The organism is Defluviimonas sp. SAOS-178_SWC, from assembly GCF_039830135.1.
Classification (GTDB): Bacteria; Pseudomonadota; Alphaproteobacteria; order Rhodobacterales; family Rhodobacteraceae; genus Albidovulum.
In genome coordinates, this window is the sequence record NZ_CP156081.1 from 3,612,342 (window position 1) to 3,631,280 (window position 18,939).

At 67.2% G+C, this 18,939-nt stretch carries 23 protein-coding genes; 5 read left to right on the forward strand and 18 right to left on the reverse strand.

Going from position 1 to position 18,939, the window contains the following annotated elements; all coding sequences use genetic code 11:
- Positions 1 to 75 precede the first annotated feature (75 nt).
- The 8 genes from tilS to ybgC all read right to left on the reverse strand — a co-directional run bounded on the left by tilS (position 76) and on the right by ybgC (position 7,087).
- Complete coding sequence (gene tilS / locus V5734_RS18625; RefSeq protein WP_347311102.1) at positions 76 to 1,344, reverse strand: tRNA lysidine(34) synthetase TilS; 1,269 nt, start codon at positions 1,342 to 1,344, stop codon at positions 76 to 78.
- Entirely contained in the window at positions 1,341 to 2,186 is an 846-nt protein-coding gene (ybgF, locus tag V5734_RS18630; protein WP_347311103.1) for a tol-pal system protein YbgF, read from the reverse strand. Before ybgF ends, tilS begins: the two co-directional genes overlap by 4 nt.
- A 13-nt stretch (positions 2,187 to 2,199) precedes the next feature.
- Positions 2,200 to 2,724 carry a peptidoglycan-associated lipoprotein Pal gene (gene pal, locus V5734_RS18635; RefSeq protein ID WP_347311104.1) on the reverse strand — a complete coding sequence of 175 codons (525 nt, stop codon included), beginning with the start codon at positions 2,722 to 2,724 and terminating at the stop codon, positions 2,200 to 2,202.
- A gap of 76 nt (positions 2,725 to 2,800) precedes the next feature.
- A complete protein-coding gene (gene tolB, locus V5734_RS18640; RefSeq protein ID WP_347311105.1) occupies positions 2,801 to 4,129 on the reverse strand; it encodes a Tol-Pal system beta propeller repeat protein TolB in 1,329 nt (442 codons plus the stop codon).
- 76 nt (positions 4,130 to 4,205) lie between these two features.
- Entirely contained in the window at positions 4,206 to 5,378 is a 1,173-nt protein-coding gene (locus tag V5734_RS18645) for a hypothetical protein (protein WP_347311106.1), read from the reverse strand.
- A gap of 11 nt (positions 5,379 to 5,389) precedes the next feature.
- Positions 5,390 to 5,869, reverse strand: a complete 480-nt coding sequence (tolR, locus tag V5734_RS18650) for a protein TolR (RefSeq protein ID WP_347311107.1) — start codon at positions 5,867 to 5,869, stop codon at positions 5,390 to 5,392.
- A gap of 3 nt (positions 5,870 to 5,872) precedes the next feature.
- Positions 5,873 to 6,568 (reverse strand): protein TolQ, encoded by a 696-nt coding sequence (tolQ, locus tag V5734_RS18655; protein ID WP_347311108.1) that lies wholly within the window; start codon positions 6,566 to 6,568, stop codon positions 5,873 to 5,875.
- Between the two features lie 117 nt (positions 6,569 to 6,685).
- Positions 6,686 to 7,087 carry a tol-pal system-associated acyl-CoA thioesterase gene (gene ybgC / locus V5734_RS18660; RefSeq protein WP_347311109.1) on the reverse strand — a complete coding sequence of 134 codons (402 nt, stop codon included), beginning with the start codon at positions 7,085 to 7,087 and terminating at the stop codon, positions 6,686 to 6,688.
- A gap of 197 nt (positions 7,088 to 7,284) precedes the next feature.
- Here ybgC and V5734_RS18665 point away from each other — a divergent pair, with 197 nt between their 5' ends.
- Complete coding sequence (locus tag V5734_RS18665; RefSeq protein WP_347311110.1) at positions 7,285 to 7,596, forward strand: bactofilin family protein; 312 nt, start codon at positions 7,285 to 7,287, stop codon at positions 7,594 to 7,596.
- 60 nt (positions 7,597 to 7,656) lie between these two features.
- Positions 7,657 to 8,520, forward strand: coding sequence for a class I SAM-dependent methyltransferase (locus V5734_RS18670; protein ID WP_347311111.1), 864 nt, complete (start codon positions 7,657 to 7,659; stop codon positions 8,518 to 8,520).
- 33 nt (positions 8,521 to 8,553) lie between these two features.
- Here the strand turns inward: V5734_RS18670 and V5734_RS18675 are convergent, their stop codons facing one another.
- The 4 genes from V5734_RS18675 to ruvC form a co-directional block, all read right to left on the reverse strand.
- Positions 8,554 to 9,177 carry a hypothetical protein gene (locus tag V5734_RS18675; protein ID WP_347313665.1) on the reverse strand — a complete coding sequence of 208 codons (624 nt, stop codon included), beginning with the start codon at positions 9,175 to 9,177 and terminating at the stop codon, positions 8,554 to 8,556.
- 97 nt (positions 9,178 to 9,274) lie between these two features.
- The gene (gene ruvB, locus V5734_RS18680) at positions 9,275 to 10,300 is read right to left on the reverse strand and encodes a Holliday junction branch migration DNA helicase RuvB (RefSeq protein ID WP_347311112.1); all 1,026 of its coding nucleotides are present in this window, start codon (positions 10,298 to 10,300) and stop codon (positions 9,275 to 9,277) included.
- A gap of 3 nt (positions 10,301 to 10,303) precedes the next feature.
- Positions 10,304 to 10,978 carry a Holliday junction branch migration protein RuvA gene (gene ruvA / locus V5734_RS18685; protein ID WP_347311113.1) on the reverse strand — a complete coding sequence of 225 codons (675 nt, stop codon included), beginning with the start codon at positions 10,976 to 10,978 and terminating at the stop codon, positions 10,304 to 10,306.
- Positions 10,975 to 11,478, reverse strand: coding sequence for a crossover junction endodeoxyribonuclease RuvC (ruvC, locus tag V5734_RS18690; RefSeq protein WP_347311114.1), 504 nt, complete (start codon positions 11,476 to 11,478; stop codon positions 10,975 to 10,977). The genes ruvA and ruvC overlap by 4 nt, the downstream gene beginning before the upstream one ends.
- A 317-nt stretch (positions 11,479 to 11,795) precedes the next feature.
- On the opposite strand from ruvC, the gene V5734_RS18695 reads away from it, so the two are divergent.
- Positions 11,796 to 11,984: a DUF1127 domain-containing protein gene (locus tag V5734_RS18695; RefSeq protein ID WP_347311115.1), complete on the forward strand. Its 189-nt coding sequence runs from the start codon at positions 11,796 to 11,798 to the stop codon at positions 11,982 to 11,984.
- Between the two features lie 89 nt (positions 11,985 to 12,073).
- Here V5734_RS18695 and V5734_RS18700 read toward each other — a convergent pair whose 3' ends face one another.
- The 6 genes from V5734_RS18700 to V5734_RS18725 form a co-directional block, all read right to left on the reverse strand.
- Positions 12,074 to 12,421 (reverse strand): hypothetical protein, encoded by a 348-nt coding sequence (locus V5734_RS18700; protein WP_347311116.1) that lies wholly within the window; start codon positions 12,419 to 12,421, stop codon positions 12,074 to 12,076.
- 79 nt (positions 12,422 to 12,500) lie between these two features.
- A complete protein-coding gene (locus tag V5734_RS18705) occupies positions 12,501 to 13,379 on the reverse strand; it encodes a 50S ribosomal protein L11 methyltransferase (RefSeq protein WP_347311117.1) in 879 nt (292 codons plus the stop codon).
- Positions 13,380 to 13,420: 41 nt separating this feature from the next.
- Positions 13,421 to 13,966, reverse strand: coding sequence for a sugar O-acetyltransferase (locus tag V5734_RS18710; protein WP_347311118.1), 546 nt, complete (start codon positions 13,964 to 13,966; stop codon positions 13,421 to 13,423).
- A gap of 1 nt (position 13,967) precedes the next feature.
- A complete protein-coding gene (msrA, locus tag V5734_RS18715; protein ID WP_347311119.1) occupies positions 13,968 to 14,621 on the reverse strand; it encodes a peptide-methionine (S)-S-oxide reductase MsrA in 654 nt (217 codons plus the stop codon).
- Between the two features lie 9 nt (positions 14,622 to 14,630).
- Complete coding sequence (locus V5734_RS18720; protein ID WP_347311120.1) at positions 14,631 to 15,986, reverse strand: MATE family efflux transporter; 1,356 nt, start codon at positions 15,984 to 15,986, stop codon at positions 14,631 to 14,633.
- The gene (locus tag V5734_RS18725) at positions 15,987 to 17,222 is read right to left on the reverse strand and encodes an MFS transporter (RefSeq protein WP_347311121.1); all 1,236 of its coding nucleotides are present in this window, start codon (positions 17,220 to 17,222) and stop codon (positions 15,987 to 15,989) included.
- Positions 17,223 to 17,399: 177 nt separating this feature from the next.
- Between V5734_RS18725 and V5734_RS18730 the strand changes: the two genes are divergently transcribed.
- Positions 17,400 to 18,461 (forward strand): YeeE/YedE family protein, encoded by a 1,062-nt coding sequence (locus tag V5734_RS18730; RefSeq protein WP_347311122.1) that lies wholly within the window; start codon positions 17,400 to 17,402, stop codon positions 18,459 to 18,461.
- A 101-nt stretch (positions 18,462 to 18,562) separates the two neighbouring features.
- Complete coding sequence (locus tag V5734_RS18735) at positions 18,563 to 18,931, forward strand: COG4315 family predicted lipoprotein (RefSeq protein WP_347311123.1); 369 nt, start codon at positions 18,563 to 18,565, stop codon at positions 18,929 to 18,931.
- The last annotated feature ends 8 nt before the right edge of the window (positions 18,932 to 18,939 follow it).

Here is an 18,939-nt window from a genome sequence, read left to right on the forward strand (position 1 = left end):
ATCCTCCAAACGAACTCTTGCCGCAGCGGCGGACCGCGCGGGCTTTCCTCTAAAATAGAGATTAGCAGGCCGGGTTCAATGCGATAAGAGGAATGAGTGGAAGCCTGCGACGATTTCCGCCGTCCAGCCATTCTCCAGCCCGGCCAGGGGCGCCGCGATCAGCGTGTCGCCGCACCACACGGCCGGCGACACGACCAGCGCCGCGCGGGTCTGCCCCGTCGCCCGCCAGTCCTCGCACCGACGGAGGCCCGCTGCCCCCAGCGCCCGGACAGAAAGCCCCGGATCATGCGGGCCGGTCAGGCGCCAGCGACCGTCCCAGAGGGCGTCGGTCGGCCCCTCCACCCCCGTGACGGCCTTCGGTTCCCGGGTCATGCGGATCTCAGTGTCCGCGATGACGATCCGGCACCCTGCGAGCGTGGCATCGCGCCCTTCGGCGATGGCCCTTTCCAGCCGAAGGACGGCCTCCCCGCGCGGCGCGTAGCCGCCGCGCGCGATCCAGCGCAGCGCACCGATCAGAATCCGCCGCATCATCTCGGGCCCGAGCCTGCCGAACTCGGCCCGCGCGATGATCACTTCGCCCGCCCGTGTCTGTGCTACCTGCGCCGCCTTGTCGGACGCGGCGGCGCGGAGCGCGCCCTGGGCCATCGCGAGATTCGACGTGACGGTCGACAGTTTTTCGACCGTGATCCCGAGCGGCCTTAGCGCTTTCAACGCCTTGCGCGCCCGGACCCGGGTGAACCTTTCGTCGGCATTCGAAGGGTCGTCGACCCAGCCGACCCCGTTCCGGGTCAGATAGGCGCGAAGGTCCTCGCGCAGAGTCAGCAGGTATGGCCGCGCCCAGCGGAGACCCGCCTCTTCCCACGATCTCCGCATCCCTGCGAGTCCGTCGACGCCCGCCTCCCGCACCAGCCCCATGAGGAACGTCTCCGCCTGATCGTCGGCGGTGTGGCCGGTCACGACATGGCCGATCCCATTCTCCCGCGCCCAACCCGCGATGAGGTTGTAGCGCGCGCGGCGGGCCTGATCCTGAAGGTTGCCCTGGATCGGCCCGTGGTCCCAGATCAACGTGTCATGCCGGACACCGAGCGTCTTGCAGCACTCCGCGACGAACCGCGCCTCGTCGGCCGCTTCGGGCCTCAGCCGGTGATCGACTGTCACCGCGCGGACCTCGCCGCCACGATGGGCCTGGGCGCGCGCGAAAAGGTGCAAGAGCGCCATCGAATCGCTGCCGCCCGAAACGGCCACGCCGATGACGGGGGGCTTTTCGCCGGGAAAAGCGCAGTCGGCAAAATGCAGAAGAACGGCGTCTTCGCCCTCCGAGAGCGGCCAGCCGTCTTCAGTCACTGGCAGCCGAGAGTGCGCAGCGCCGTGCCGGCCTCGACCGCTTCGGGTGCGGTCGGGAAACGGGTGCCGACCTCTCCAAGCGTCACGCAGGCCTCCTGGGTCTGGCCGAGAAGGCCAAGCGAGGCGCCGAGCTTCAGGAGGGCCGCCGGCGCCCGCGGCCCGTTCGGCGCGCCCGAAAAGGCGTCGAGATAGGCCCGCGCCGCATTCGATGTCTCGCCAAGCTGCGCCAGCGCCTCGCCCCGCAGGAAATGCGCATCACCTGTCAGGGGGCCGCCCGTATAGGACTGGGTGAAGGCCGCAAACTGGTCAGCGGCGCCGCGAAAGTCACCGGAATCGAGCGCCGCCTTCGCCCGATCGAAATCCGCCTGTTCGCTGACGGCAAGCTCGGGCATGCCCGAAGGGTTGACTTCAGGCAGCGAGGTGACGGCCGGCGCCGTGGCCCCGCCCGCATCGCCGCCGAGGGTGGCCGTGACGGGCAGGTTCGCCGGATCGCAGCCCTCTTCAAGCTCGCAGAGGCGGAATTCGAGATCGCCGACCCGGTTGGTGCCGTCCGCGACGACCCGGTTCACCCGGTTCTGCAATGCCTCGGTCTCGGATGTCAGCCTCGACAGCGCCGCCTCGATGGCGTTCATCCGGTCGAGCGCGGAGGCCCCGCCGGCCGCCTGCATCGCCGCATCGCCGCCGGCCAGAAGCTCGGACCTGAGCGCCTGCAGCTCCCCCGCGAGGGTTCCGAGTTCGGCGCGTATATCGGCCAGCGTCTGGGCCTTGTCCTGTGCGATGGCGGCCGAGAACGGGGCGGCCAGCGCGGCCGCCACCAGGAATGAGCGAAGCACCCGGATCATCCTTCGCGCCGCCTCAGACGCCCGCGCCCGCGCCGACGACCGTCACCGCGCGGCGGTTCTGCGAATAGCAGGCCTCGTCCGAACAGACCGCGAGCGGCCGTTCCTTGCCGTAGGACACGGTCTGGAGACGCGCCGCCGAGACGCCTTGCGAGATGAGGTACGCCTTCACGGCATTCGCGCGCCGGTCGCCGAGCGCGATGTTGTATTCGCGCGTGCCCTGCTCGTCGGCATGGCCTTCGATGATCGCGGTATTGTTCGGATGCCTGTTCAGCCACACCGCCTGCTGGGCGAGGATCGACTGTGCCTCGGCGGTCAGCGTCGACTGGTCGATGAGGAAATGCACCCGGTCGCCGATCGTCTGCTGGAAATAGGCCAGCGAATTGGGATCGTTGGGATCGCCGAGACCGCCCGCCGTGATGCCGCCCGCGCCACCGGCACCCGCCGCACCGGCCCCGCCCGCGCCATACCGGTCGGGGTTGTTACAGGCCGACAGCGCCAGCGCGCCGGTCAGAAGAAGGATGGTCGAAAACTTGTTCATCGGGTTGTACCGCCTGTGTTTCTTGGCTCGATGCCGTTACCATATCATTCCGCGTTTCGCTTGGAAACGTGCAGTCTCAGGGCAGAAGCGGCGACCATGCCGGGTCCGAGGCGCCACCTTCCATAGGCACCGCGCGCAGGTTGCGCCCCGAAATGTCGACCGAGTAAAGCTGCGACATGCCGCCCGCGCCCGCCGTCTCGCGCGTGAACATGATCACCCGCCCGTTCGGCGCCCAGGTCGGGCCTTCGTCAAGGAAAGAAGCCGTCAGCAGGCGCTCTTCCGATCCGTCGGTGCGCATCACGCCGATATGGAAGCGGCCGGCATTCTGCTTGGTGAACGCGATCATGTCGCCGCGCGGGGACCAGACCGGGGTCCCATAGCGCCCCTCGCCGAAACTGATCCGCGTCGCCTCGCCGCCGCCCGCCGGCATGATGTAAAGCTGCTGGTTGCCCGAACGGTCGCTCTCGAAAACGACACGGGTGCCGTCGGGCGAGAAGGACGGTGCCGTCTCGATCGACGGCGCGTTGGTCAGTTGCGTTGTCTGTCCGGACGAAAGCTGCATCGAATAGAGGTCGGTATTGCCGTTCTGCGACAGAGAGAAGACGACCGTGCCGCCATCAGGCGAAAACCGGGGGGCGAAGGTCATGTTGCCCGAAAGCTCCGCCAAGGCCCGCGACGAGACCGACGCGATGTCCATCAGCTTGATGCGGGGAAAGCCGGTTTCGAACGAGGTGTAGAGGATACGGTCGCCCGAGGGCGAGAAGCGCGGCGCCAGCACGATGGTGGAACTGTCGGTCAGGTACTGCACGTTGGCGCCGTCGTAATCCATGATCGCCAGCCGCTTCAGACGCTGATCCTTCGGCCCGCTTTCCGAGACATAGACGACGCGGCTGTCGAAATACCCCGTCTCTCCGGTGATGCGGGAATAGATCTGGTCGGCCACCTTGTGGGCGATCCGTCGCCAGTCGCCCTGACCGCCGCCGAACTGCATCCCCGAACCGAGTTCGGCGTTGGAGAAGACGTCGTAGGGGCGGAACTTGACGTTGATCCGGCCGTCCGATCCCAACGCCACCGCGCCCGTGATCAGCGCCTGGGCATTGATCGCCTTCCAGTCCGCATAGGCGACCGGCGCGTCGAAGCTCGTGACCGGGCTGATGAAGGCGGAGGGCGGGATCTCGCGGAAGAGGCCCGTGCCCGCAAGATCGGCCGCCACCACGCGGGTGATGTTGGCCGCGATCTCCGCCGCGCCTGGATTCTCGGCGATGAAGGTCGGCGCGGCGAAGGGCAAGGGTTCGATTACGCCATCCTCAATGACGATCCGCAAAGGGCCGGACTGGGCCGCGACCATCGGGGCCGCAAGACCGGTGACCGCGATCGCCAGGCAAAGCGTGCGAAGAATACTCATGACGTTCCCTTTTCTTCGGGCCCGGCGAACCGGGGGGCGTTTGGGATTGCGGCCTGCGGGGCCATCGCGAAGCGGGTCATTTCATCCTCATCTTTTCAGGGTTGAAGACGATTTCAACCTCGCGCCACTGTTCGTATTTCTCCGGCGGCAGCGGATAGCCGGTCTTGGCGCAACGGATGATCGCCCGGCGTCCGGCCTCGTAGGCCTGCCTGGCGGCGGCCTCGTTGCCGCCCTCGTAGCCGATCATGCGGATCGAGTTGCTGACCGGCATGCCGGACTGGTCCATGCTGACACCGACCGTAACCACGGTATTGAGCGCGTCGGTCGACAGCGCGCCGACGTTCCAACATTGCTTGACCGCGATCACGAGCGCGTCCTTCTCGCCACCCGTCATTGGCGGGCCAGAAGGGGCGGTGCCGGTGCCCGGTGCGGGCGTGTCGGACTGCTCACCCGCCATTGCCTCTGCAAGCAATTGCTTCATGGCGTCGTCGCTCGGCGCCTGCGGTTCGGGTGCGGCGGCGGTCTCGGTCGCTGCGGGCGCGGGTTCGGGTGCCGGTTTCGGCTTTTCGGGCTTCGACTTCGGCCGGACCGAACTTTGCGGCGCGGCGGAGGCGAGTTCGGTCTGGTCCTTGTTGGCCTCGGTCTCCAGCACCTGGCCGGTTTCAGGCGGTGCCGTGGCCTCCTCGGGCTCGACCGGGGTCGGCTCCGGCGACGGTTCGGGCGTGGTCTCGGCGACCGCCTCGGGCGCCACGTCGGCGTTCTCCGCAGGTGTCACGGTCGGCTCGGGCGCGACGCGCGGCGCGGCCTTCGGATCGGGCTGGGCCTCGGTCGGAAGCGGGTCGGCGGGGCTTTCGACGGGCGTCGCGGGCGGCGTCGGCGGGGTGTCCTCCACCACCGTTTCGGGCGGGGCAAGCTCGGTCACGTCCGGCGCGACATCGGGTTCGGGCTGCGGCTCCGGCTCGGCCGGCTTGGCAGGTTCCGGCGGGGTTTCGGCGACGGGGGCTTCCGGCGTCTCCTCGGCAGCGGGCGGTTCCGGTACCGATGGCGCCGGCGGCGCTTCCGTCGCGGCCTTGGGGGCCGCGGCCTGAAGCGCGCTGAACTCGGCCTCCGACATCAGCGTGACCTCGGCCGTCGCCACGGGCGGCGGCAGGTCATGCGAGAAGAAGATCCCGCCCACGATCAGCCAGAGGATCGCGGCCAGATGCGCGCCCCCCGAAATGATCATGCCGATGCGTTCTGACCGGTCCATGGGCATCCGCCCTAGTTCCCCGCCTGCCCGTTGAAGCTCGGCCCGCCCGCGTCGGTGACGAGGACGATGTCGGAGAACCCGCCGGAATTGAGCGCGCCCATGACCTGCACGACCCGCTCGTAAGGGATCTTGCCGTCGGCGCGGAGGAAAAGCTTGCCGTCGTTCCGCTCAGCCGCGATCGCCGTCAGCCTGGCGATCAACTCGGCCTCGGGCACCGCCGTGTTCTGGATGGAGATCGTGCCGTCCTCCTGAACGGAGATGGTCAGCGGCTCCTCCTGCTCGGTCGATACCGCCTGCGCGGCGGTCTTCGGCAGTTCCAGCGGCACACCGACGGTCAGCAACGGCGCGGCCACCATGAAGATGATCAGAAGAACCAGCATCACGTCCACGAAGGGCGTGACGTTGATCTCGCTCATCACTGCGGCCTTGCCGCGTCCGCCCCGGCGGCGGTGCCTGCCGCCTCCGCCGCCCTTGATCACGCCCGCGCCCATGGTTCAGGCGTCCAGCTGGCGCGAGAGGATGGTGGCGAATTCGTCGGCAAAGGCTTCGTAGCCGGCGATGATCCGGTCGCTGTCCGTCGACAGTTTGTTATAGAAGATGACGGCTGGGATCGCGGCGAGTAGGCCGAGAGCGGTGGCCACCAGCGCCTCGGCGATGCCGGGCGCCACGACGGCAAGCGAGGTGTTCTGGCTGATCGCGATTTGCTCGAACGCGACCTTGATCCCCCAGACCGTGCCGAAAAGCCCGACGAACGGGGCTGTGGAGCCGACCGTAGCAAGGAAAGGAAGCCCGCGCGTCAGGCTTTCCGTCGCCTTGACGATGGCCACGTCCATCGACCGGTCGATCCGCGCCTGCGCGCCCGCGATCAGCTCGCCATCCTGGCGGTGGCTGCGCCGCCATTCGACCATGCCGGAGGCGAAGATCTTCTCGCTCGGCCCGTCCGGCTGGCTGCCGATCTTCTCGAACAGCTCGTCAAGCGGCTCGCCCGACCAGAACGCCCGGTCGAAGATCGCCGCCTCCTGCCGCGCGCGGCGATAGGAGATGAATTTCTGCACGATGATCGACCAGGACCAGAAGCTGGCCACGGTCAGCATGATCATCACCAGCTGGACGACGAAGGACGCGCGCCAGAAAAGCGCGAGCAAGGAAAAGTCGATCTCCTGCGCCATCGCGAGGGTTTGGGTATCCATGGGTTACTGCTCGCCGTTTTGGGCCACGTTTTCGCGGCTCTATTACTTGTGATTCTATCCGGGTTTTAGGGGGAAAGCCAACACATCTGCGTCAACGTCCGCGCGAAACCGCCGCCCTCAGTGCAAAGCCGGCGCCAGCCTGCGGCGAAGTTCCGCCGGAAGCCGCGCCGGCGCCCCCGCCTCGGTCAGGCAGACGAGGGTCACGACCGACTGGAAAAGCCGCTCTCTCCCGCGCGACACGACCTGCTCCAGGACGACCCGCGCACCGCTGGCGGCCTCGACCCGCGTCTCGACGACCAGTTCGTCGTCGAACCTGGCCGGGCGAAGGTAATCCGCCTCGACCCGCCGCACGGCGAAGACGATCCCCTCCTCCGCCTTCAGGCGCCCCTGATCGACGCCGAGGCTTCGGACCCATTCGGTCCGGGCGCGTTCGATGAATTTCAGGTAGTTCGCATAGTAGACGATGCCGGCAAGATCGGTGTCCTCGTAATAGACGCGAAGGGCAAGGCTGTGGATCATGCGCGGCGGTTTCCCTGATTTCCGGCAGCCTAAGCACGGGCCGGGCCGGGCACAATAGACCCCGGCCGCCGCCGCCGATCCGCCGTTTCCCGCGCATCGGGGCGAAACTGGGCTTGGCAGGGATGCCCCTTCTCCTGTAGCCAAAGTGAAGATCATTGCCCGCGACGCCCGGGCACCAGCGCCAGGCAGGAGCCAGAATGACAAGATCGGTTATCGAGGAAGACCTCACCATCGACGGCAACGTCGTCTCGAAGGACGGCGATATCGACGTGAAGGGCAAGGTGACGGGCGACATCACCTCGCGGTCGGTCGACGTGCACGTCTCGGGCAAGGTCCAAGGGGCGATCACCGCGGATACCGTCACGATCCAGGGGGCGCATTCCGGCCGCATCGAATGCAGCGAACTCTCGCTCGAAAAGAATGCCGAGGTGAAGGCCGACGTGAAGGCCCAGACGCTATCGTCGGAAAAGGGCGCACGGCTGGTCGGCAAGGTTCAGATCACGGGCTGACCCGGACAGGGCGCTTTCCCGCGCGCCCGGCCCGTGGTTAACTCCGGGCCGGAGGCAGGCATGACAACATCCGATCCCCTCGCCGGCGCCAATGCCGGGCAGGCCGAATTCTGGACGTCCGGTCCGGGGCTGAAATGGGCCGCGCAGCACGCCCGCCTCGACGCGCTTTTCGCACCGGTCACGGCGGAGCTTCTCGACCGCGCCGCGATCGCGCCCGGCGAAAACGTTCTCGACATCGGCTGCGGTGCCGGCGATTCCACGCTGGCCGCCGCTGATCGAGCCGGGCTGAACGGCCGGTCGACGGGCCTCGACATTTCCGAAACCCTACTCGCGGTGGCACGCCGCCGCGCGGCCGGGCGGTCCGGGATCGACTTCATCCTCGCCGACGCGCAGACCCATCCTTTCCCAACTGAGACCCACGACCTCCTGATCTCGCGCTTCGGGCTGATGTTCTTCTCGGATCCGGTTGCCGGCTTTCGTAACCTCGCCCGCGCGCTTAAGCCGGGCGCAAGGGTCGCGTTCGTCACCTGGGCCCGGATGGAGGAGAACCCCTGGAACCGCGACGCCAAGGCTGCGGGAGTCGCCCGGCTCGGCCCCGTGCCCGCCGACGAACCGCGCGCGCCCGGCCAGTTCGCCTTTGCCGAAATCGGCTATGTCACGGATATCCTCGCCAGCGCCGGCTTTACGGGCATCACCGGAGAGGAAGCTACCAGCCACCTCAGTGTCGCCGGCAGCGCCGGGGACGCGGCGGAGCTTGCCACCAGCATCGGCCCCGTCTCGCGGATTCTCCGCGACAAGGGCGGCACGGAAGCCGACCGCGCCGCGATCGCTACCGATCTCGCCGATCTCTTCCGGCCCTATGAAGGTGCGGACGGGGTCCGGGTGCCGGCGGTTCTGAACTTCTTCTCCGCCCGGCGGCCCTGATCCGAAAATGCCCTCGGCGTCTGGCCTTGCCCGCTACCCGTCCCGCGCGATCCGGGCGGCGAGCCGGAGCGCATGGCTTGGCTCACGCGCGACCTCCGGCAGAACAGGGTCGTAGGCGGCCCGGATCACGTCCGAGATTTCGGGCCGCAGGATCACCCCCTCGCCGATCTGGCCCAGCGGCGACCGCTCGACGAAGGCCCGGTCGGACCAGAGCAGGATCACCTGCGCCGCAAGGCCGAGCGCCACGGTCTCGGCCGGAAGATCGGCCGTCGCCTTGTCGACCCGGACGAACGCGACGCAGGCGCGGATGGCGCCGCTTTCCTCGAAACGGAAATGCCGGTATTGCGTCGCCCCCTCGCGACCGAGCCGCGCCACCAGGAACTCCAACCCCTCGACCAGCCGGCCGAGATCGGGTACGTCGAGAAGCTCAGACCACTCGCGGAAGAAGAAGATCATCAGGTTCGCGCCCTGCTCGGGGTCGGTCTCGGCCATCTTGTGCCCGGCCAGCGTCACCGTCGCCTCGATGGCGCCCTTGACCGTCGCGAGGGTCGCGTCGCTGACGCCGAAGACCACCGGCACGATGGGCCGCGCCCAGCGCGCGAACAGGTATTCGCCCGACCGTCTCGTGAACAACACGGCAATATCCTCGGGCGTCACGGTCTTCCCTTTCACTGTGGCAGAGATACCTTCGCCGGAGGCATAGAAGTTTTGCCCCGCCGCCTCAACCCGCGCGGCTATGGCCGCAGAAAGACGGTCACTTCACGAAAAGGTCGCCCTGCCCCGGCGCCTTCGGCGCGGCGAGGCCGAGATGGGTCCAGGCCTTGCCCGCCAGCATCCGGCCGCGTGACGTCCTCTGGAGCAGGCCCTGCTGGAGGAGGAAGGGTTCGATCACCTCCTCGATCGCGTCGCGCGCCTCGCTCAGCGCCGCCGACAGCGTCTCCACCCCGACCGGCCCGCCGGCGTAGTTTTCCGCGATCAGCGTCAGGTACCTCCGGTCCGCCCCGTCGAGGCCAAGATGATCGACCCCGAGCCGCGTGAGCGCGGAATCGGCGATCTCCCGCGTCAGCCGCCCGTTGCCCTCGACCAGCGCGAAATCGACCACCCGCCGCAAGAGCCGCCCGGCGATCCGAGGCGTTCCCCGCGCCCGCTTCGCGATTTCGAGCGTCCCTTCCGGGTCCGACGAGATCCCCATCATCCGCGCCCCGCGCGTGACGATATGATCGAGCTCGGGCACCGTGTAGAATTGGAGCCGGGTCGGAATCCCGAACCGGTCGCGGAGCGGTGTCGTCAGAAGGCCGAGCCGCGTCGTCGCCCCGACCAGCGTGAAGGGCTGCAGTTCGATCCTGACGGTGCGCGCCGCCGGCCCCTCGCCGATCACAAGATCAAGCTCGAAATCCTCAAGCGCCGGGTAGAGGACCTCCTCCACCGCCGGATTGAGCCGGTGGATCTCGTCGATGAAGAGGACGTCGCGCGCTTCGAGATTGGTGAGGATCGCGGCAAGGTCGCCCGCGCGCGCCAGAACCGGGCCTGAGGTCATACGAAAGTTGACGCCAAGCTCCTTCGCCATGATCTGCGCGAGCGTCGTTTTTCCAAGACCCGGTGGCCCGTGAAAGAGCGTGTGGTCCATCGCTTCGCCGCGCCTCCGGGCGCTTTCGATGAAGACGCGCAGGTTCGCCCGTGCCTCCTCCTGCCCGACGAAGTCCGACAGCGATTGCGGTCTAAGGCTGCGGTCTGCATCCTCGGGCTGCGGGGCGGGCCGAAGTGTGGGGTCCGGTTCCATGCCCTACCCCTTCGGCATCAGAAGCTTCAGCGACGCGCGGATCAGGGCGGGCGCGTCGGCGCCGTCATTCGCGCCCGCTGCCTCCGCCACGGCGGCGGCGGCCTCGCCCTGCCCGTAGCCGAGGTTGATCAGCGCCGACAGCGCGTCGGCCGTGGCGGACGCCGAGGCAGAGGGACGCGTCGTGGCTTTCGGCGCAGGCCTGGCGGCCGGCGGTTCGATCACCTCCTCCTCTGACGCGGGAACGTCGACCGAAAGCGCGCCGCCGAGCGCCATGACCGTCGGCGCCTTGTCCTTCAGCTCCATCACCACCCGTTGCGCCAGCTTCGGGCCGACGCCCGGCGCCGCCTTGACCGACGTCCAGTCTCCGAGGGCAATCGCGCGGCCCACCCCTTCGGCGCCGAGCGTGCCGAGGATCGCCATCGACGCCTTCGCGCCGACGCCCTGGACCGTGGTCAGAAGCCGGTGCCATTCCTTCTCCAGCAGCGTCGGAAAGCCGAAAAGCTGCAAGAGATCCTCGCGCACCAGAAGTTCGGTGTAGAGCGCCACCGCCTCGCCCACCGGCGGCAGTGACGCGGCGGTGCGTTGCGAAACATGGACGACATAGCCGACCCCGCGCACGTCGATGAGCACGTGATCCATCGCGCGGTGCAGGATCACCCCGGCAATGCGCCCGATCATGCCGCCCCTTTCAGCGCCGCCGCCAGACGGCCGGCGCTTTGCAGGTGATGGGCATGGCAGATCGCGATGGCGAGCGCATCAGCCGCATCCGGCCCGGCGAGGTCCACACCCGGAAGCTGGTACCGCACCATATGGGCGATCTGGGCCTTGTCGGCGTGGCCGACGCCGACCACCGCCTTCTTGACCGCGTTCGGGGCGTATTCCCCGACCGCCAGCCCGGCCTGCGCCGGCACCAGCATCGCGACGCCCCGCGCTTGCCCGAGTTTCAGCGTCCCGGCGCCGTCCTTGTTGACGAAGGTCTGCTCCACCGCCGCCGCGTCCGGCGCGTGCTCGGCGAAGATCCGGGTCAGCGCGGCATGAAGCGACAGCAGTCGCGCGGCAAGATCGGCGCCTTCCGAGTGAATGATGCCGTTTGCGACATGACTGAGTCGCGATCCAGCCACCTCGATCACACCCCAACCGAGGTTTCGAAGCCCCGGATCAATGCCGATTACACGCATCTGCCTCTACTCTGTTGCTTTTTTCCCACGACTAGCACGAAAAGCGAACATCGCAAAGGCTGAATGCCGGTTTCAGGCCCGTGATCGCCCGGCGCTCACGGCAGGCTGGAATCGTCGCTGCGCGTGCAAAAAACGACATATTTTGCACCCGCAGAAACGACTTTATTACAAACGGTTACGCCGCGCCCCACCTATGCGCCAAATGCATGACCGGGCTGCAGGCGGCGCTATTGTCGTTCGCAGAGCGCCCAATTATCTGACGGCTCGAAGCAGAGATGCACATATTCGATGCATCCTGAAAACCCGAGGAAATGACAATGTCCGTTTATGAACTGAACCGCCCCGCCAGCCACGTCACCGGCTTCTTCGGCACGCTCGTCGTTGCCTTCGCCGCTTGGAACGATGCCCGCGTCACCCGCAACGCTCTGTCGCGTCTGACGGATCGCGAGCTTGACGATATCGGCCTGAGCCGCGCCGACATCGACACGATCGCGTCGCGCGCCTGATCGACGTCAGACCGCGACCTTGGTCGCCAAAGGCCGTGCCGGGTGATCCCGACACGGCCTTTCTTTTTGCCGTTACCCCAAGGAAGACGTCAGTAGAGGAGCTTGCGGATCTGCTCCGATGCCGAAACCGTCAGAGGGTCGGCCTGCAGGATATAGGCGCCGACATGTTCGGCGGTGCCGCCGGCTTTTAGGGCTGCGATCCGCTCCTCGTAGCGCTCGGGGCCGATGGAGGCCAGGACCGCCGCCTTGATGGCGACGATGGTCAGGGCGACCAGCACCAGAGGGCCCAGAAAGCCGGCCCTCCGCAACGGGCGCTGACGCGCCTTGTAGTAGGACATGCCGAGCGCGCCGTCGGCCTCGAAGCCGCCCCCGGCATTGTGAATCCGCTCGATGCGGCCGAGGCGGCCATAAAAGTTCTGCAAATTACGATCGACCATGTCGATCTCCCAAGTCTCGCGCCCCCGCACATGTCGAGCGTGAGGAAACTTTGTGGCGAAAATGCGGCGCGGCGCTTGGTTAATCGGATTGGACACGGCGCAGAACCAATATGGTCCATTCGCCGATTTCGTCGCGCGATACGAGGCAAAAGCCGTTGGATTTGTAGGCCGAAACCACGGCATCCGCCTGCGGGTTAAGGATTCCGGACAGAATCGCGTAGCCGCCCGGTCCCGTCATCGCCGCCATATCCGGTGCAAGCTCGATCAACGGGCCCTTGAGAATGTTGGCGAAGACGAGATCGAAAGGCGCCTTTTCACGAAGGCCGGGATGATCGAAACCCGCCGCCTCGACGCAAGTGACGCGGCCCGTCAACCCGTTTGCGGCGACATTGGCCAAGGCCACCTCGACCGCCACGGGGTCGATGTCGGAGGCGATGACCGGATCGGGCCAGATCGCCGCCGCCGCCATCGCCAGAACCGCCGTGCCGCAGCCGATATCGGCGACGTTCCGGCCCCGGAACCCGGCCCGGTCAAGCCGGTCAAGCGCCAGAAGGCAGCCGAGCGTGGTGCCATGATGCCCGGTGCCGAAGGCCATCGCCGCCTCGATCAGGAGCGCGACCTTGCCCTCGGGAACCTTGTCGGCATCGTGGCTGCCATAGACGAAGAACCGCCCCGCCTCGACCGGTTGGAGATTGCGCTTCACATGCGCGACCCAGTCAGTCTCCGGCACTTCGGAGACGGCGAAGGGCTCCGCCCCGTAGATCGCGGCCATGAGCGCCAGTTCGATGGAGTTGGGCTCCTCGTCGAAATAGACCCCGACCTCGTAACGCCCCGACCCGTCCTCGATCTCGAAACAGCCGATGCCGGTCGGCTCGGGCAGGAAGTTCTCCATCGCCTCGGCCAGCGCTTCGGCGCGCTCCCGGTCCGGAAGGGTTGTCAGGGCGGCGTAGGTGGACATGGGGCATCCTTCCCGGGGACGAGCGGCAGCGTTGCGCGGCCCTATAGACCCCGGGCGGGGATGCCTGCAACCCGTGATCCTGCCGGAACGTCACGTGACACGACCGCCCCGGCGGCGACGATGGCCCCGTCGCCGATGGTCACGCCGGGCAGAAGGATCGCCCCGCCGCCGATCCAGACATCCGCCCCGACCGTCACCGGCAGCGCGCGTTCGATACCTGCGCGGCGCTTTTCGGGGTCGCGGTGATGGTCGGCGCAATAGATGTGGACGCCCGGCCCGAGCATCGACCCCGCGCCGATCCGCACCGGCGCGCTATCGAGCACGACGCAGCTGGCGTTTAGATACACCCGATCGCCTAGCGTCAGGTTGATCCCGTAGGAGCAATGGAACGGCGCCTCGATCCAGCAGTCGCTGCCGAGCGTGAGGAGATCCGCGAGAAGCGGGCTGCAGGCGCCCCGCGCATCGGGCTCCATCACCCGGTGCTGGTGGCAGGCCCGCCGCGCTGCTCGGCGCATCTCCACATAGGGCGCGTCGAGACACGAATACCACTCCCCGCTTGCCATCACCTCGCGCGGGGAGCGGGCCATGTCACGCCTTGAGCCCGATCGGACAGCTCACGCCGGTGCCGCCGACGCCGCAATAGCCGGCCGGGTTCTTGGCAAGGTATTGCTGATGATAGTCCTCGGCGAAGTAGAAGGGGTCGGCGGGCTTGATCTCGGTCGTGATCGCGCCATACCCGGCGGCCTTCAGACGGTCGGCATAGACCTTGCGGCTCGCCTCCGCCGCCTCGGCCTGCGCATCCGTATAGGTGTAGATGCCCGAGCGATACTGCGTGCCGACATCGTTGCCCTGCCGATTGCCCTGGGTCGGGTCATGGCCTTCCCAGAAGACCTTCAGAAGGTCGTCGTAGGAGATCACCTTCGGATCGTAGATCACCCGCACGACCTCGTTCTGCCCGGTGAGACCCGTGCAGGTCTCCTTGTAGGTCGGATTGGGGGTGATCCCGGCGGAATAGCCGACCATCGTCAGCCAGACGCCATCCAGTTGCCAGAACTTGCGCTCCACGCCCCAGAAGCAGCCCATGCCGAACATCGCCTCTTCCATGCCCTCGGGCACCGGCGACTGGAGCGGGCGGTGAAAGATGAAATGCTCCTCGGCCGTCGGGATCGGTTCGGTGCGGCCCGGCAGGGCCTCGTCCTTCGCGGGCATGTCGGATTTCTTACCGAAAAGGGCATTCAGCATGTGACTCTCCTATTCAGCGGCGGCGACGACGGGCTGCGGCCGGTTCAGGGATCGTATATAGCGCCAGGCAAGCCATGCGGCTACCGAACCCGCGATCACATTGACGAGCGCATTGGCCCAGACCACGCCCTGCGACCCGGCAAGGGCGGCCATCGCCATGCCGGCGGGGAACATCAGAAGACCGTCGCGGAACCAGTTGGCGGCGGTGGACCACAAGGGCCGCGCGAGGTTGTTGAAGGTCGCGTTGGCGACGAAGAGCGCGCCGGTAAAGATGAAGGCGCCCGCCGCGTAGTGGGTGAAGATGCGCACCACCGCTTCGCCGTCTGCCGACAGTCCGAAGGAACTCGCGATCGGGCCGCTCAGCGCCGCCATCAGCGCCCAGGTGACGAGCGTATAGGCTGCGCAGAATTTCAGCGCGGCCCAGTAGGCCTCGCCCACCCGGTCCGGGCGGCGTGCGCCGTAGTTCTGGCCGATGATGCCGCCGATGGCGCCGGACAGCGCGAAGATCCCGCCGAAGGCGAGGATCGTGAGACGCATCACCACCCCCCAGCCGGCAACGGCGCTTTCGCCGAACTGCGCGATCTCGCGGGTCAGGACCCAGTTGCCGAACGGCGTGGAGAGCTGCGTCGCAATCGCCGGAATGGCGATGGCGAGGTAGGGCCGGTAGAACGCCGCGACATCCTCGCCCGCCGGCCGGGCCAGGATGTCGTGAATGCGGATCGCGAACCAGAGGCCGAGCATGCACATCGCCCCCCGCGCCACGACGATGGAGATCGCCGCCCCGGTCACCCCCCAGCCCATCCAGACGATCAGCAACGGGTCGAGCACGACGGCAACGCCCCCCGCGACCATCGTCACCGCCATGGAGCGCCAAGCATCCCCCACCGCCCGCAGCAGGGCCGAGCAGGCGATGCCCACGGCGATCATCGGCATCGACGGCAGCGTGACGGACAGGAAATGTTCGGCAAGGTCCAGCACCTCGCCCTCTGCCCCGGAGGCGATGAGCACCTCGTGACGAAAGATCCAGATCACGCCAGACACGGCCGCCTGTGCAAGCGCCATGAGAACGATCCCGGTGGTAGCGATGCGCCGCGCACGGGCACGTTCGCCCATCCCGATCGCGCGCGAGACGAGCGCCACCGCGCCGATCATCATGCCGATGGCGATCGACATCACGGCGAACTGGATCGTCCCGGCGATGCCCACGGCGGCGATCATCGCCTCGACCCGAAGCTGGGAAATCCACCAGAGCGCGAGGAAATCGACGAGGAAGGTGAAGGAAAGCCCCATCGCGCCCGACAGCGACATGACCACGACATGCCGCATCAGGCTGCCGGTGACGAACTTGCCCTGTTCCGCCGCCATCTACTCGGCCGCCACCGGCAGGCCGCGGGCGAAGATCGTCTCGTATCCCGGTTCCGGGTGGCGCGGGATCATGAGCGCGAGGAGGAGCGACACCCCCGCCATCGCCGCCGCGAGCCCGAAGACCGCGCCGGGTGACACGACCCAGAGATAACCGAGGGCCGCCGGCAGGAAGACCGCCGCGATGTGGTTGATCGTGAAAGCGACCGCCGCCGTCGGCGCGATGTCCTCGGGCGCGGCGATCTTCTGGAAATAGGTCTTCAGCGCGAAGGCCAGCGAGAAGAAGAGGTGGTCGATGACGTAAAGCGCTGCCGCGACGAAAACGCCCCAGCCGAACCAGTAGACGCCGCCATAGGAGAGGAAGACCAGAAGCAGGCCGCAATATTCGACGATCAGCGCCCTGCGCTCGCCGAAGCGGGCGACGGCATGGCCCATGAAGGGCGCCGCGATCATGTTGACGAGGTAGTTGATCAGGAAAAGCGCCGTGACCTCGTGCACCTCGAAGCCGAAACGCTCGACCATCATGAAGGCCGCGAAGACGACGAATATCTGCCGCCGGGCGCCGGCCATGAACTGCAAGAGGTAGTAGAGCCAGTAGCGTTTTCGCAGGACGAAATGCTTGAGCTGCGGGTCCGGAGCCTCGAACTGCGGATAGGCGAGCGCCGCGAAGATCGCGACGGCGAGCGTGAAGCCGCCGGAAAGCCCGTAAACGAGATTGTAGCTCAGGTCGAAGGTCTTCCAGGTCAGCACGATCAGCCCGTAGGCCACCATCGAGGCCCCCGAACCGATGGCGACGATCCAGCCGATGGTCTGCGGCGCGCGCTTGCGGTCGATCCATTGCAATTGCAGCGACTGGTTGACCGTCTCGAAATAGTGGAACCCGATCGAGGACAGGAGCGTGATCGTCAGGATTCCCCCGAACGTCGGAAACATCGCGGTGACGGCCGTCGTCGCGCCAAGGAGGCCGAGCGCCAGCAGCGCGAGCACCTGTTCGCGCAATACCCACAGCAGCACGATGACCCCGATGGCGAGGAAGCCGGGGATCTCCCGCACCGTATGAAGCCAGCCGATCTCGACCCCGGTGAACCCCGCCGCGTGCTTGACGAAGTTGTTGAGAAGCGCCGACCATGTCGCAAAGGCGATCGGCATCGCCGCCGCCATCAGGAACAGCAGGAAGGCAGGCTGACGCCAGCGCGGCAGGTGGGCCGCTTCCTTGAGCGTGAGGGTCGGGATGCGCATGCGCCCGACATACGCCGCTTTTTTCGCTGTGGCGAGAGCGATCACGCGCGGCATCGCACAGCCCGGCACGCCGGTTCGCACAGTCGCGGCGGAGCCGAGATTCGCACCGGCACATGATCTGTATCAAGGCGCTCATATTCATGATACCGCATGCGTCCAGACAGGGAGGAAACGCCCATGGACATTCTTGCACTCGTGGAAGGGATCGGCGAAGCGCCGGCAGCCGCGCTTCTCGGGCTGATCACCGGCATCGTCTTCGGCGTCGCGGCCCAGCGCTCGCGCTTCTGCCTGCGCGCCGCCACGGTGGAATTCGCGCGCGGGAAGCTCGGGCCGCGCGTCGCGGTCTGGCTCCTGTGCTTCTCCACGGCCGTTGTCTGGGTGCAGGGGGCGGACCTCCTCGGCTTCATGCGGGTCGAAGAGGCGCGGATGATGGCCATCGCCGGGTCCTGGGCCGGTGCGATTGTCGGCGGCATCGTCTTCGGCATCGGCATGGTCCTGTCGCGCGGCTGCCCCGGACGGCTCCTCGTCCTCGCCTCGTCGGGCAATCTCCGCTCCGTCGTCTCGGGCCTGATCTTTGCCGTCGTCGCGCAGATGAGCCTCAAGGGCATCCTCGCACCGCTCCGTGATCGGATCGCGGGGTCGTGGATCACGCCCGGCGGCCAGAACGTCAACCTCATCGACTGGAGCGGGCTGCCGCGTGAAAGCGGGCTTGTCCTCGGCATCCTGATCGCGGTTCTGGCACTCTATCTTTCGCGCCGGAACCGGATCGGCGCCTCCACCCTCATCTTCGCCTCGGGCGTCGGTTTTTCCGTGGCACTCGGCTGGATCTCGACCTACGCGCTCGCCCAAGTCAGCTTCGATCCGGTGACAATCAGCTCCGTGACCTTCTCCGGCCCCTCGGCCTCGACGCTCATGTTCTTCCTCGAACCGGTCCGGGTTCTCGAATTCGACGTTGGCCTCGTTCCCGGCGTTGTGCTGGGCGCGGGCGTGTCGGCGCTTCTCGCCGGGCAGTTCCGCTTCGAAGGGTTCGAGGGCGAAAGCAACATGCGCCGCTCGATGTTCGGCGCGGTGCTCATGGGATTCGGCGCGATGCTGGCCGGCGGCTGCTCCATCGGCGCCGGGGTGACGGGCGGGTCGATCTTCGCGGCCACGGCCTGGCTTGCGCTCTTCTCGATGTGGGTCGGCGCGGTTGTCACTGACCTCCTGTTCGACCAGAGGGCCGAACGCGCGGCCGCCTGACGATCACGAAACCGCGACCAGCGGGATGGAATGCGTCTGATCGGCGTCTTTCTTCCAAGGTGTCCGCGACGGGCGCCTGTGACAGACCGGAGAAAACCCACATGACCCGCTTCATCCTTCTGACCGCCAGCCTTGGCCTTTCCGCCACCGTCCTTCTTGCCGCGCCGATGACCGGCGAGAGCGCCAAGGGCGCGGTGCTGACCGACGCCAAGGGCATGACCCTGTACACCTTCGACACCGACAAGGACGGGATGTCCGCCTGCTATGACGCCTGCGCGACGAACTGGCCGCCCTTCTTGGCCGCCGACGGCGACGCGGCAATGGGCGATTTCAGCTTGACCGAGCGGACGGATGGCAGCCACCAGTGGACCTTCAAGGGCATGCCGCTCTACACTTGGATCAAGGATGCCAAACCGGGCGACATCACCGGCGACGGCGTCAAGGACGTCTGGCACATCGCGCAGCCGTAAGGGTCCGT